The following is a 12,630-nucleotide window of genomic DNA, read 5'->3' on the forward strand; positions in this document are numbered from 1 at the left end:
GTGCGCGCTCCGTTGGTCTGTCAGCTGTTGCCAAAGGATCGTGAACGGCGTAGCATCATTCAATAGAATGAGAGTAATGGACCTCATCACTCCGCTGAATGTCGGTCCAGCGCGCGTCAGGTTCAAATGGAGTCGCCATGGATCTGAATAAAGTCGACCTGAACTTATTGCTTGTGTTCAACCAGCTGGTAATCGAGCGGCGCGTGTCGCGCGTAGCCGAAAGCCTGGGTGTCTCGCAGCCAGCGGTGAGCAATGCGCTTAACCGCCTGCGCAAGCTGCTCAACGATGACCTGTTCCTTCGTACCTCTCACGGCATGGAACCCACGCCTCGTGCGCTGCAGCTGGCCGAACCGATCGCCTACGCGATCGATACGATCAAGAGCGCGCTGAGCCAGGAGAGTGTGTTCGAACCGGCGACCAGCACGCGCAGCTTCACCATTGCGGCGACCGACATCGGCGAGATCTATTTCCTTCCGCTGCTGCTGAACCGGCTCGCGGAGATGGCGCCGGGCGTCACCCTGTCGACGATCCGCCACAACCCGGCAAACCTGAAGGACGACATGGAGAGCGGCCGCGCGGATTTTGCGATCGGCCTGCTGCCGCAGCTGCAGGGCAGCTTCTTCCGCCGGCGCCTGTTTCGTCAGCGCTTCGTCTGCGTGTTCCGCAACCAGCATCCGCTGGCCAAGCGCAAGATCGTCAGCAAGGAAGATTTCTACTCGGCGAAACACGCCGTGGTGGTGCTCCATGGCCCCGGTCACGGAGAAATTGACAAGCTGATTGACCGCAAGGGCGCCGAGCGCAGGATACAGTTGTCAGTGCCGCATTTCGTTGCGATGGGCCATATCCTGCAGGAAACCGACCTGATCGCGACTCTGCCGGAGCGTCTCGCGAAACGCCTCGAAGGTCCCTTCAAGCTCACATGCGTGCCGCATCCGGTCAAACTGCCGGATCACTCCGTCGACTTGTTTTGGCATGCCAAGCTGCATCGCGACCCGGCCAACCAGTGGCTGCGGCGATTGATGTTCGAACTGTTTACCGTTTGACGATGGCCGCGGGGCGCCGTTCCAGGCGCCGCCCGGCCTTGAGGATTTGACCGGGGACTTCGTGGCCGACCAGCTTCTGCAGCCTCTCGGAAGCGGCGAGCAGGATGTCGATGTCGATGCCGCAGTCGTAGCCCTGCAACTCCAGCATGTGCGCGACGTCCTCGGTGCAGACATTTCCTGTGGCACCCGGCGCATACGGGCAGCCGCCCAATCCGCCCAGCGAAGCGTCGAAGCGCCTGACGCCTGCAGCTGCGCCGGCCAGCACGTTGGCCAGGCCCATGCCGCGGGTGTTGTGGAAGTGCAGTGTCAGCGTCTCCAGCGGCCATCGTCGCGCCCAGGCGGCGCTGATCGTGGAAACCTGGGCGGGGTAGGCCATTCCGGTGGTATCGCAGAGCGCAATGCTGTCCACGCCGAGATCGAAGAACTGCCATGCCCAGTCGAGCACACGTGCCTGAGCGACCTCACCTTCGTAAGGACAGCCGAAGGCGGTTGATAGCGAGACGTTGATGGCGATGCCGGCCGTGCGTGCCAGGGCGACGACCTCGCGCAAGGCGCTGAAGGACTCTTCGCAGCTGCGTCGCAGGTTGGCACGGTTGTGACTCTCACTGACCGACATCACCAGGTTGAATTCGTCCGGCCGCAGTGGCAGTGCGCGTTCGGCTCCCCGCAGGTTCGGCACCAGGACCGTGTAGATGATCTCCGGCGCGCGGTCGATCGTGCCGAGCACGGCGCCCGCATCGGCCAGCGCCGGGATGGCCTGGGGCGATACGAAGGACGTGACTTCGATCTTGGCCAGGCCGCTGCGCGACAGCATGTCGATCAGCGCGATCTTGTCTGCGCTGGGAACAAAGCAGGCTTCGGCCTGCAGGCCGTCGCGCGGGGCGACCTCGGTGAGGTGGATGCGGGGACGCGGATTCATTGCATGGGTCATACGATGCGCGCCCCGCGCAAGGCAGAAAGGCGCTCGCCCTCGATGCCAAGGCTGGCCAGCACGGCCTCGGTGTCCTCACCTAGCCGCGGCGCGGGGTAGCGAATTCCGCCAGGACTTAGCGACAGCTGGGGAATGATGCCCGGAACTTCCAGCATGTCGCCGTCCCGCGTGGTCACGGTTTGTATCATGCCGCGTGCACGGTATTGCGGGTCCTCGGCGATGTCTCGGGCGGAGTAGACCCGGCCGCAGGGCACGCGTACGGCCTGCAGTGCCCCCAGTACCTCCTCGACGCGGCGTAGCCGGGTCCAGGCGCCGATCGCTTCATCGAGCTGCGCGGCGCGGGCAACACGGCCTTCGTTGTCGGCTAGTGCCGTGTCCTGCGCCAGGTCTTGGCGGCCGATCGTCTCCATCAACCGCCTGAAGATGCTGTCGCCGTTGCCGGCGATCAGGACGTGGCCGTCGCTGCAGGGATAGGCGTTGCTGGGTGCGATACCCGGCAGCGCGCTGCCCGCTGGTTCACGTATGACGCCGGCGGCGCTGTACTCCGATAGCAGGCTCTCCATGCAGTTGAACACGGCCTCGTACAGCGCCACGTCGATCACTTGGCCGGCTCCGCCGTTGACCTTGCGGTGGTACAGCGCCAGCAGTATGCCGATCGCGCCGTGCAGTGCGGCCAGGGTATCGCCGATGCTGACGCCAACCCGAACCGGCAGGCGTCCGGGCTCGCCGGTGAGGTGGCGCAGGCCGCCCATGGCTTCGCCGATGACGCCAAAGCCGGGACGGTCCCGGTAAGGGCCGGTCTGGCCGTAACCGGAGATGCGCAGCATCACCAGGCCGGGGTTCAGCGCCGATAGCTCCTTCCATCCCAGTCCCCAGTCCTCCAGCACGCCGGGGCGGAAGTTCTCGATCAACACGTCGGCCTCTGCCGCGAGCCGGCGAGCGATGTCCTGCGCCTCCGGCTGGCGTAAATCCAGCGTCACCGAGCGCTTGTTGCGCGACTGAATCTGCCACCAGACCGAAGTGCCGTTGCGAAGCAGGCGCCAGTTGCGCAGCGGGTCGCCCTGTCCCGGTGGTTCGATCTTGATCACCTCGGCGCCAAAGTCACCGAGGACCTTGCCGGCGAAGGGACCGCCGATCAGCTGTCCCAGTTCGAGAACCTTGAGCCCTGTCAGAGGCGGCGGGTCGGTACGTGCGTCGCTGCTCATCGTTGATCCCTGTCGATGTCGGAGTGCGCAGACTAGCCCGCGATCCTCCGGGCGCAACATTCACGAGAGTGAACTGCATCATTCACCCCATACGATTTACTTATGGTGGGGCATCTCCGATTCTGCAATCGAAGCGGATCAGAGGAGAGCGAGTGTGGAACTGGTGGTGCGACCCAGCGGGCGTGTCCTGGAAGTACAGGCGGGGGAGACCCTGCTGGACGCGCTATTGGGCAACCAGGTTCCTATCTCGCACAGCTGCAAGGACGGACGCTGCGGCGTTTGTCGCTGCCGGCTTCTGCGCGGCAACGTGGGGCCGGCGCGGCAGATGCGTCCGTCGCCGGTACTGGGGTCATCTTGCGTGCTGGCCTGCCAGAGCGTGCTGACCGAAGACTGTGTGATCGAGATTCCTGCGCCGGAAGATGTGGTAGTTCATCCGGCGCGCACGATGAAGGCCGAGGTGGTGGCGGTGGCGCCGCTGTGCCGCGACACCCTGCGGTTGAGGGTCCGGCCACAGTCGCCGCTGTCATTTTCCCCAGGACAGTACGTCGAGCTGGAATTTGAGCGCGGCCTTGCTCGTCCGTACTCGATGTGCGGACTGCCGGGCAACGAACTGGAGTTTCACGTGCGCCTTCATCCAGGTGGCCGTGCTTCCGCCCGCCTGTCCGAAGAGCTCAAGCCCGGGGACATGCTCAAGCTGCGTGGGCCTCTGGGGATCACGTTCCTGCGATCGCGCAACGAAGATCCCATCATCTGTGTGGGTGCCGGTACCGGCCTTGCGCCGACGCTGTCGATATTGCGCGGCATTGCCGCCGCAGGCATGACGAATCCGCTGCAGGTCTACCTGGGATTCACCTGCCGAGAGGATGTCTATGGGCAGGACGAACTGGCGGCGGCGCTGGAACAGTTGCCGGCGGCGCGTGCGCACATCGTGGTCGCCGCCGGATCTATTGACCGTGGCATGAGGCGTGGCCTGCTGACAAGCGTGATCGCGGCGGATTTCCCCAGCCTTGCGGGCTGGCGCGCCTACGTTTTTGGATCCCCGCACGCGGTGGACGCCACGGTGCGTACGCTGCGGGAGAAGCAGATGGTGGAACAGAGCATCTACGCCGAACCCTTTCACATCACCGGAAACTAGCCAGGCTCCCATGACCTCCAGTGCCATGATCGATCTCACTGACCTCGATGCCCGCCGCCAGTACTACGAGCGCATCGACCGCCACCACCTCACGCCGCTTTGGGAAGTGCTAGGTACGCTGGTGCCGCCGACGCCGAGAAGCCCGGCACAAGCGGTACTGTGGCGCTACCAGCAAGCCCGCGCCTACCTGCTTGAAGCCGGTGGGTTGATCAGCGCGCACGAGGCCGAGCGCCGCGTACTGGTGCTGGAGAATCCCGGCCTGCGCGGGCAGTCGCGCATCACCCAGAGCCTCTATGCCGGCCTGCAGCTGATCCTGCCGGGTGAAGTCGCGCCGGCGCATCGCCACACGCAGTCGGCGCTGCGCCTGGTGCTGGAGGGCGAGGGCGCCTACACCGCGGTCGACGGCGAGCGCACGACGATGCGCCGCGGCGATTTCATCATCACCCCGGCCTGGACTTTCCACGATCACGGAAACTCCGGCACGCAGCCGGTGATCTGGCTGGATGGCCTCGATATCCCGATCGTGCAACTGCTCGACGCCGGCTTTGCCGAGAAGAGCGAGCAGGACGAGCAAGCGGTGACAAGGCGCGAGGGCGATGCGCTCGCGCGCTACGGGTACAACATGCTGCCGGTGGATTTCGAGCCTCAGCGCCAGGATCCGACCAAGGTCTTCGTTTATCCGTACGCGCGGACGCAAGAGGCGCTGCGTGGGATCACCGCAGGAGACATCGATCCGCATCACGGCTACAAGCTTCGCTACGTCAACCCGGCCACCGGAGGTTCCCCGATGCCGACGATTGGCGCGGCGGCACAATTACTACCGGCAGGCTTCGAGACCCGCGGGTGCCGCAGTACCGACAGCAGCATCTTTGTCTGCCTGCAGGGCGGCGGCGTGGCGCGCATCGGCGAGACCGAGCTGGGTTTTGGCGAGAACGACGTGTTCGTCGTCCCCTCCTGGAATGAACTGCGTCTCCAGGTGACTTGCGAAACCATCCTGTTCAGCTATTCCGACCGCCCGGTCCAGCGACTGCTGGGTTTGTGGCGCGAGCAGAAGGCCTGATTAGCACATCCAGGTTCACAACCCGATTCACAGTACTCGAGGAGAGTTTGGTGAAGTACACATTTTCGCCCGCGCCGGGCTATGTGCTGCCGGTGGCCGGCAGCGACGAGCAGTTTCCGGTCAATCGCATTTTCTGTGTCGGCCGCAACTACGCGGCCCACGCCCGAGAAATGGGCAAGGACGAGCGTGAGCCGCCGTTCTTTTTCATGAAACCCGCCTCCGCGACTGTGGCCGTCAACGGCCAGATCGCGGAGATTCCGTATCCGCCGATGACCGGCAATTTCCACCATGAGATCGAGCTGGTGGTGGCGATCGGCCGGCAGGGCACGGCGGTGTCGCAGGCGGAGGCCGAATCGCTGGTCTACGGCTACGCCGTGGGCCTGGACATGACGCGCCGCGACCTGCAACTGGAAGCCCGCGACAAGGGTCGCCCCTGGGAGTTCGGCAAATCCTTCTCGCAGTCCGCACCGATCGGAGCGATCCGTCGGGTCGCCGACGTTGGCCATCCGAAATCCGCTTCCATATCGCTCGCTGTCAATGGCCAGCCGCGCCAGGCTTCGGACATCGCCAAGCTCATCTGGAGCGTGCCGGAGTGCATCGCCTTCTTGTCGCAGTTCGAGACCCTGCAGCCGGGCGATCTGATCATGACCGGCACGCCGGAAGGTGTCGGCGCGGTTGTAGCCGGCGACCTGATGCTGGGACGGATCGATGGTCTAGGCGAAATCCAGGTACGTGTGGCGGGCTGACCGCACAGGAGAACCGCCATGAACGACGCCCCCATCACTCTCCCTTCGTCGCCGGCTTGGCCGGGCGACGGGGTGCACCGCGTGCCCTACTGGGTCTACACCGATCCGGACACCTATCGCCGCGAACTCGAGCGCTTCTACTACGCCGGCCACTGGTGCTACATCGGCCTCGAAGCCGAGATTCCGAACCCGGGTGACTTTCGCCGCTCGGCCGTGGGCGAGCGTTCGGTCATCATGGTGCGCGCGCAGGACGGCAGCGTGCGCGTGCTGGAGAATGTCTGCGCCCATCGCGGCGCGCAGTTCTGCCGCGAGCGCCAGGGCAACCGCAAGGAGTTCGTCTGCCCCTACCACCAGTGGGCCTATGACCTGGAGGGCAAGCTGCGCGGCATTCCCTACCGCCGCGGCATCCGCCAGGACGGCCAGCTCAACGGCGGTATGCCGGCGAACTTCCAGATGGACGGCCGCGGCCTGACCTCGCTCAAGGTCGCGGTGCGCGGCGGCGTGGTGTTTGCCAGCTTCGACCACTCGCTGGAGTCCTTTGAGGACTACCTCGGTCCGACGATCCTGTCCTACTTCGACCGCGTTTTCGACGGTCGCAAGCTGAAGGTTCTCGGCTACAACCGACAGCGTATCCCGGGAAACTGGAAGCTGATGCAGGAAAACATCAAGGATCCGTATCACCCGGGTCTGCTGCACAGCTGGTTCGTAACCTTCGGCCTGTGGCGCGCCGACAGCAAGACCTCGCTGAAGATGGATGCGCACAAGCGCCACGCTGCGATGATCGGCGTACGCAGCGTCGGCAAGCCGGCCGGAGACGTCGTCTCCGGCGTGACCAGCTACAAGGCCGACATGAGCCTGCATGACCCGCGCCAACTCGACATCGTGCCAGAGGAATGGTGGAAGGGACCGACTGCGGCGATGTTGACGTTGTTCCCGAGCCTGATCATCCAGCAGCAGGTCAACAGTCTATCGATGCGGCACATCCAGCCGCGCGGGCCCGGTGTCTTCGATTTCGTGTGGACGCACTTCGCTTTCGAAGACGACAACGACGAAATGATCCAGCGCCGCCTGCTGCAGGCCAACCTGTTCGGCCCGTCCGGCTATGTCTCAGCGGACGACGGCGAGGTCATCGAGTTCTCGCAGATGGGATTCCAGGAAAAGCCCGACCAGCAATGCCTGCTGGAAATGGGTGGGCACGGCAGTGAGGAGGCAACCAACATTGCCTCGGAGACGCTGATCCGGGGCATGTACCAATACTGGCGCCGGGTGATGGGCGTATGACTCAGGCACTCGAAGCGCAGGCCTACACCGAACTGCTGCAGCTCTACGCAGAGTACACGGCCGCCATCGATGCGGGCGACTGGGACCGCTGGCCCGAGTTCTTCACCGAGGATTGCATCTACAAGCTGCAGCCGCGCGAAAACCATGAGCGTGGGCTGCCGCTGGCGACGCTGCATTTCCATAGCAAGGGCATGCTGCAGGATCGCGTCTACGGAATCCGCGAGACCCTGTTCCATGATCCTTACTACCAGCGGCATGTCGTAAGCCTGCCGCGCGTCCTGTCGGTGGACGGCGGGCGCTGGTTCTTGGAGGCGAACTACGCGGTGTTCCGCACCAAGCTTGGGGAACTCAGCACGGTGTTCAATGTCGGCCGCTACCTGGACGAGGTGGTCAGGGTGGAGGGTGCGCTGAAGTTCGCGTCGCGGTCCTGCATCTACGACAGCGAAATGATCCCCAACGCGATCATCTACCCAATCTAGGAAATTCATGACCGGTGCGCTCCGGATCACCGAGCTGATCGACTCACGCCCGCTGGGACGCCTGCAGTTCGAGGTTGCGACGCTGTGCGCTCTGGTGGCCCTGCTCGACGGCTTCGATACCCAGGTCATCGCCTACGTCGCGCCCGCGATTGCCGAGCAATGGGGTATGGCGCCGTCGGCGTTGGGGCCGGTGTTCGGCGCCGGGCTGTTGGGCCTGATGGCCGGCGCTCTGATCGGCGGGCCGCTGGCCGACCGTTGGGGGCGCAAGTGGACGATCGTGGTTTCGACCTTGCTGTTCGGCGCGTTCGCACTGACGACGGCCTGGGCGCAGACACCCGGCCAATTGCTGGCCTTGCGCCTGTTGACCGGGCTGGGCCTGGGCAGCGCGATGCCCAACCTGATCGCGCTGACTTCCGAGTATGCTCCGGCGCGACTGCGCACCATGCTGGTGACGCTGATGTTCTGCGGCTTCCCGCTGGGCTCAATCCTCGGTGGCGTGCTTAGCGCGCTGTGGATTCCAAGCCAGGGCTGGCCGGCGCTTTTCGTGCTGGGTGGTGCTGTACCCCTGCTGCTGGCGCTGGTGCTGGCCTGGCGCTTGCCGGAGTCACCCGGGTTCCTGCTTTTTCGGCGCGCGCGTAGCCACGAACTCCAGCGCGTGCTGGAACGGCTGGACCCAGGCAGACATCATGACCTGCAGGGCGTCACCGCCGGCGAACCGCCAGAGCCGGGATTTCCGGTGCGGGAATTGTTCCGCGGACCGCGCACGAAGGTCACGGTGCTGTTGTGGATCGCGTTCTTCATGAATCTGCTGGTCATGTACTTCATGGTCAACTGGCTGCCGACCCTGCTGACGCTCGCCGGCTACTCGCTAAGCCTCGCGATCCTGGCCTCGTCGCTGCTCAACCTGGGCGGGATCGGCGGTGGCATCCTGTTGGCCGCCTTGGTGCGACGCTATGGGCCCTACCTGACGCTGGGAACGGCCTTCGTGCTGGTCGGCGGCATCGTGGCGGCGCTGGCCAACGTGACCGCGGTACCGCGGCTGACAATGCCGGCGATCTTCTTGGCCGGAGCGGGCGTGGTCGGCGCGCAATTCTGTCTCAACGCCCTGGCTGCCGAGACCTATCCAACTGCGATCCGCGCGACCGGTGTGGGCTGGGCTCTGGGCATAGGCCGCACAGGCTCGGTCACCGGTCCGCTGCTGGGTGGCGTGCTGCTGGGCTGGGGATGGTCCCCGGACCAGCTGGTGCTGGCCTGCGCGATTCCGGCGCTGATCACGGCCGCGGCGATCCTCGGCCTGGCGCGGCTGCGTGCCCGGGATCCTGACTACGTCCCCCGAACCCTGCCTCTATGAAACTCCACACCTACTACCGCAGTTCCGCCTCCTACCGTGTCCGCATCGCGCTGAACCTCAAAGGCCTGCAGGCCAAACACCTACCAGTGCATCTGACGCGAGATGGGGGCGAGCAGTTCCGGGTGCAGTTTCGTGCCACTAACCCCGCGGCGCTGCTGCCGGTGCTCGAGGACGGTGGCGAACGCATTGCCCAGTCGTTGGCAATCATCGAGTACCTCGATGAGCGCCATCCTGAACCGTCATTGCTGCCAGCCGCTGCCGCCGACCGCGCCTGGGTCCGGCAGATCGCGCTGGCCGTTGCCTGCGACATTCACCCGCTGAACAATCTGCGCGTCCTGAAGTACTTGACCGGACCGATGGGTCTGTCGGAGGAGCAGAAGCAGACTTGGATACGCCACTGGATCGATCTCGGCTTGGAAGCGCTAGAGATCGGGCTGGCCACTTCGCCGCGCCGCGGTGCGTTCTGCTTCGGCGACCAACCAACCCTGGCGGATTGTTGCCTGGTGCCACAACTGTTCAATGCAGAGCGCTTCGGGATGTCACTGGAAGCCTATCCGACGCTGCGGTGCATCGCGCAGGCCTGCAATTCTCTGAGGGCTTTCCAAGATGCGCGTCCGGCGAATCAAGCGGACGCAGAGTGATGCGAGCCGGCAGCCTGCCCCGAACAAGAGCGTGTTGAAGGGAACTTCCGATTCCACCCCCTTATCGCAGGTATCGACGTTTTGGGCGAAGGCTCTGGGATCAGTCCGCACTTGGGCAGGGGTCGGGGACCACGGCTTCACACTGCGCCGGAATCGGTGGCAACTCAGTGCTGTTGGCGCTCACCGAAAACTGACCATCGCTGCTCGTTGAGAATTGACCAGGGATGGAGGCCGGCGGCGGATGCCGCCGGCGTGGTTTGATTCTATCGCTGGTTGTCAGATCGTCTCGTCGGTTTCCTCCTGTTGCTTGGTCTTGGCCTGCTCGCGCGACTTGATGCGCGCCTTGGCGGTGTGACTGCTGTGCCGGAAGCGGTAGGACTCGTTGCCGGTCTCGACGATGTGGCAGTGATGCGTGAGCCGGTCCAGCAGCGCCGTGGTCATCTTCGGATCGCCGAAGACGGATGCCCACTCGGCGAAGACCAGATTGGTCGTGATGATCACGCTGGTGTGCTCGTAGAGCTTCGAGAGCAGGTGAAACAGCAGCGCGCCGCCGGCCTGCGAAAACGGCAGATAGCCCAGCTCATCGAGGATCACGAGATCCAGATGCATCAGCTGATGCGCCAGTCGGCCGGCCCTGCCAGCGGCCTTCTCCTTCTCCAGCGTGTTGACCAGCTCGATGGTCGAGTAGAAGCGCACCCGCTTGCCATGGCGGCTGACAGCCTCGATGCCCAGCGCCGTAACCAGATGGGTCTTGCCGGTGCCGGTGCCGCCGATCAGCACGATGTTCTCGGCTTTCTCGGGGAAGGCGGTCGTGGCAAAGGTCGTGATCTGTCGCCGATCGACCTTCGACTGCTCGAAGTCGAAGCCGGCCAGATCGCGATGGATCGGAAAGCGTGCGACATGCATCTGGTAGCGGATCGAGCGCATCGCCCGGTCTGTCGATTCAGCCTGCACCAGCTGTGTCAGCAAGGCGTCGTAGCTGGTCAGGCCCGTCGTCGAGCCTTGCTCCAGACCCTCGGCGTAGCAGGCCGCCATGCCGTACAGACGCAGCCGTTTCAGATCGTTGATGAGATCAGCCATGGCCCACCTCCGCCCGCAGCGTGTCGTACCGCTCGGTGTCGGCAATCGGCGCCGCCTTCACCTGCAGGGAGGTCTCGACCGTCTGCGGTGGTGGTCCTTCCCTGAGTCGCGCGAGGACATTGAGGACGTGCTCGGCGCTGGGCCGGCCGCTGTCGAGGACCAGTTCGACGGCGACCAGCACCGCCTCCAATCCGTGCGTCGGCACGGCCATGAGCACCTGCGCCATCACTTTGTCGCCGCCGTCGCGTTTGAGCAGTGCGCGACGCAGCCGTTGCAGCGGGTCGGGCAGATCGGCAAACGGCGCACCGTTTCGCAGCGCACCGGGCTTGCGCTCGATCAGCGGCAGGTAGTGCTGCCAGTCGTAGACGACGTGGTCGCGGTCGACGGCGCGAGCGTGCTCAGCCACGACGCTCTGATCGGCGACGATGACGATGCGCTCGGGATACAGCCGCACGCTGACGCGATGGCCGGCCAGTCGGCACGGCACCGAGTAGCGGTTGCGGGCGACCGACACTAGGCTCGTGCTCGACACCCGCGCCGGCAGCTCGACATAGCCATCAAACGGCGTAGGCATCGGCATCAGCTGTGGCTGCTCGTGCTCCCAGGCCTCGCGGATCGTCATGCCGGAAAAGTCCGGGTGCGGCGCTGACCAGGCCTCCATGCACTGGGTTGCCAGCCAGACATTGAGCTCGGCGAAGCTGCCGAATCGCTGCTGCGTGGCGTCGAGCCAGATCCGGCGACGGGCATCCTGCACGCCTTTCTCGACGCGACCCTTCTCCCAGCCGGAGGCGACGTTGCAGAAGTCGGGATCGAAGAGATAGTGCGCCGTCATCGCCGCGAAGCGCGCGTTGACGACGCGCCCGCGATCCTTGCGCGGGGTCTGGTCGACGGCCGTCTTCATGTTGTCGTAGATGCCGCGCCGGGCGACCCCGCCCAGACCGGTCAGGCAGCGCGTGTGCGCGTCGAAGAGCATCTCGTGCCCTTGGCTCGGATAGGCCACGAGCCAGAAGGCGCGGGAAGCGCATAGCTTCATGTGCGCCAGCTGTACCTTGCGCCAGATGCCGCCGATCACGAGGTGCTCCTCGCTCCAGTCAAACTGGAAGGCCTCACCCCAGGTAAACGTCAGCGGCACGTAGGCCGCTCGGGCGCTGACCGCGCCCAGCTCGGCGCGCCAGGCGCGGACAAACTCGGTGACGCGCGCGTAACTGCCGGTAAAGCCCTGGTCCTTGAGCTGCGCGTGCAGCTTCAGCGCGGTGCGCCGCTCACGACGCGGACGGCGCGCATCGGCCTCCAGCGCCTTGCGCAGCCACTGCTCGTGATCGGCGATCTTCTTGGGGCCGGCAGGGCGCCGGTACTTCATCTCGCTGCGGGTCGGCTCCCGCAGCCACGTCTTGATCGTGTTTCTCGACAGGCTCGTGCGGCGTGCGATCTCGCTGATCGACAGCCCGTCCCGCAGCCGCATCCTGCGGACTTTCGCGTATGTCGCCATGGTGTGCACCTCTTCTCCCTGCTGGGTCTTAAACCCCGCAGGCTAGGTCGGAACACCCTGGTCAATTTTCCGCGAGCAGATCCTCGATTTGCTGGTCAGTTTTCAGCGAGCGGCAACACGCTCGGACGTATCGCGTACTTCGCGCAAGAGGAAAGCTCGGAGCTCTTGAGTTGTTATGCAGGATCACGC

The 12,630-nt window shown here is 64.8% G+C and carries 12 protein-coding genes; 8 read left to right on the forward strand and 4 right to left on the reverse strand.

Translation table 11 applies throughout. From position 1 onward, the window contains the following. The first annotated feature begins 137 nt into the window (after nt 1–137). A complete protein-coding gene (locus tag U743_RS03000) occupies nt 138–1,043 on the forward strand; it encodes a LysR family transcriptional regulator (RefSeq protein WP_043765414.1) in 906 nt (301 codons plus the stop codon). Here the strand turns inward: U743_RS03000 and U743_RS03005 are convergent. Both U743_RS03005 and U743_RS03010 read right to left on the reverse strand, forming a co-directional pair. Then, nucleotides 1,033–1,962 carry a hydroxymethylglutaryl-CoA lyase gene (locus tag U743_RS03005; protein ID WP_043765416.1) on the reverse strand — a complete coding sequence of 310 codons (930 nt, stop codon included), beginning with the start codon at nt 1,960–1,962 and terminating at the stop codon, nt 1,033–1,035. The two genes, U743_RS03000 and U743_RS03005, sit on opposite strands and share 11 nt — an antisense overlap. Nucleotides 1,963–1,970: 8 nt before the next feature. Continuing rightward, nucleotides 1,971–3,179 (reverse strand): CaiB/BaiF CoA transferase family protein, encoded by a 1,209-nt coding sequence (locus tag U743_RS03010; RefSeq protein ID WP_043765419.1) that lies wholly within the window; start codon nt 3,177–3,179, stop codon nt 1,971–1,973. A gap of 154 nt (nt 3,180–3,333) precedes the next feature. Between U743_RS03010 and U743_RS03015 the strand changes: the two genes are divergently transcribed. Genes U743_RS03015 through maiA form a run of 7 tightly spaced genes read left to right on the forward strand, consistent with a single transcriptional unit; the run spans nt 3,334 to nt 9,872 of the window. Continuing rightward, the gene (locus U743_RS03015; protein ID WP_043765421.1) at nt 3,334–4,314 is read left to right on the forward strand and encodes a 2Fe-2S iron-sulfur cluster-binding protein; all 981 of its coding nucleotides are present in this window, start codon (nt 3,334–3,336) and stop codon (nt 4,312–4,314) included. A gap of 10 nt (nt 4,315–4,324) precedes the next feature. Further along, nucleotides 4,325–5,374 carry a gentisate 1,2-dioxygenase gene (gene gtdA / locus U743_RS03020; protein WP_052367463.1) on the forward strand — a complete coding sequence of 350 codons (1,050 nt, stop codon included), beginning with the start codon at nt 4,325–4,327 and terminating at the stop codon, nt 5,372–5,374. Between the two features lie 50 nt (nt 5,375–5,424). After that, nucleotides 5,425–6,120 carry a fumarylacetoacetate hydrolase family protein gene (locus U743_RS03025; RefSeq protein ID WP_043765426.1) on the forward strand — a complete coding sequence of 232 codons (696 nt, stop codon included), beginning with the start codon at nt 5,425–5,427 and terminating at the stop codon, nt 6,118–6,120. Between the two features lie 18 nt (nt 6,121–6,138). Continuing rightward, the gene (locus tag U743_RS03030) at nt 6,139–7,401 is read left to right on the forward strand and encodes an aromatic ring-hydroxylating dioxygenase subunit alpha (protein WP_043765430.1); all 1,263 of its coding nucleotides are present in this window, start codon (nt 6,139–6,141) and stop codon (nt 7,399–7,401) included. After that, a complete protein-coding gene (locus U743_RS03035; RefSeq protein ID WP_043765433.1) occupies nt 7,398–7,880 on the forward strand; it encodes an aromatic-ring-hydroxylating dioxygenase subunit beta in 483 nt (160 codons plus the stop codon). Before U743_RS03030 ends, U743_RS03035 begins: the two co-directional genes overlap by 4 nt. 7 nt (nt 7,881–7,887) lie before the next feature. Further along, nucleotides 7,888–9,231 (forward strand): MFS transporter, encoded by a 1,344-nt coding sequence (locus U743_RS03040; RefSeq protein WP_052367464.1) that lies wholly within the window; start codon nt 7,888–7,890, stop codon nt 9,229–9,231. Further along, a complete protein-coding gene (gene maiA, locus U743_RS03045; RefSeq protein ID WP_043765436.1) occupies nt 9,228–9,872 on the forward strand; it encodes a maleylacetoacetate isomerase in 645 nt (214 codons plus the stop codon). Before U743_RS03040 ends, maiA begins: the two co-directional genes overlap by 4 nt. A gap of 276 nt (nt 9,873–10,148) precedes the next feature. Here maiA and istB read toward each other — a convergent pair whose 3' ends face one another. After that, a complete protein-coding gene (gene istB, locus U743_RS03050) occupies nt 10,149–10,952 on the reverse strand; it encodes an IS21-like element helper ATPase IstB (protein ID WP_043765438.1) in 804 nt (267 codons plus the stop codon). Then, a complete protein-coding gene (istA, locus tag U743_RS03055) occupies nt 10,945–12,441 on the reverse strand; it encodes an IS21 family transposase (protein ID WP_043765441.1) in 1,497 nt (498 codons plus the stop codon). The genes istB and istA overlap by 8 nt, the downstream gene beginning before the upstream one ends. Nucleotides 12,442–12,630 lie beyond the last annotated feature (189 nt).

This window comes from Algiphilus aromaticivorans DG1253, assembly GCF_000733765.1.
Classification (GTDB): Bacteria; Pseudomonadota; Gammaproteobacteria; order Nevskiales; family Nevskiaceae; genus Algiphilus; species Algiphilus aromaticivorans.

Excerpts from the sequence above, each read along its gene's own strand:
- U743_RS03000 (WP_043765414.1), top strand. The coding sequence starts at position 138 with ATGGATCTGAATAAAGTCGACCTGAACTTATTGCTTGTGTTCAACCAG.
- U743_RS03005 (WP_043765416.1), bottom strand. The coding sequence starts at position 1,962 with ATGAATCCGCGTCCCCGCATCCACCTCACCGAGGTCGCCCCGCGCGAC.
- U743_RS03010 (WP_043765419.1), bottom strand. The coding sequence starts at position 3,179 with ATGAGCAGCGACGCACGTACCGACCCGCCGCCTCTGACAGGGCTCAAG.
- gtdA (WP_052367463.1), top strand. The coding sequence starts at position 4,325 with ATGACCTCCAGTGCCATGATCGATCTCACTGACCTCGATGCCCGCCGC.
- U743_RS03030 (WP_043765430.1), top strand. The coding sequence starts at position 6,139 with ATGAACGACGCCCCCATCACTCTCCCTTCGTCGCCGGCTTGGCCGGGC.
- U743_RS03035 (WP_043765433.1), top strand. The coding sequence starts at position 7,398 with ATGACTCAGGCACTCGAAGCGCAGGCCTACACCGAACTGCTGCAGCTC.
- U743_RS03040 (WP_052367464.1), top strand. The coding sequence starts at position 7,888 with ATGACCGGTGCGCTCCGGATCACCGAGCTGATCGACTCACGCCCGCTG.
- maiA (WP_043765436.1), top strand. The coding sequence starts at position 9,228 with ATGAAACTCCACACCTACTACCGCAGTTCCGCCTCCTACCGTGTCCGC.
- istB (WP_043765438.1), bottom strand. The coding sequence starts at position 10,952 with ATGGCTGATCTCATCAACGATCTGAAACGGCTGCGTCTGTACGGCATG.
- istA (WP_043765441.1), bottom strand. The coding sequence starts at position 12,441 with ATGGCGACATACGCGAAAGTCCGCAGGATGCGGCTGCGGGACGGGCTG.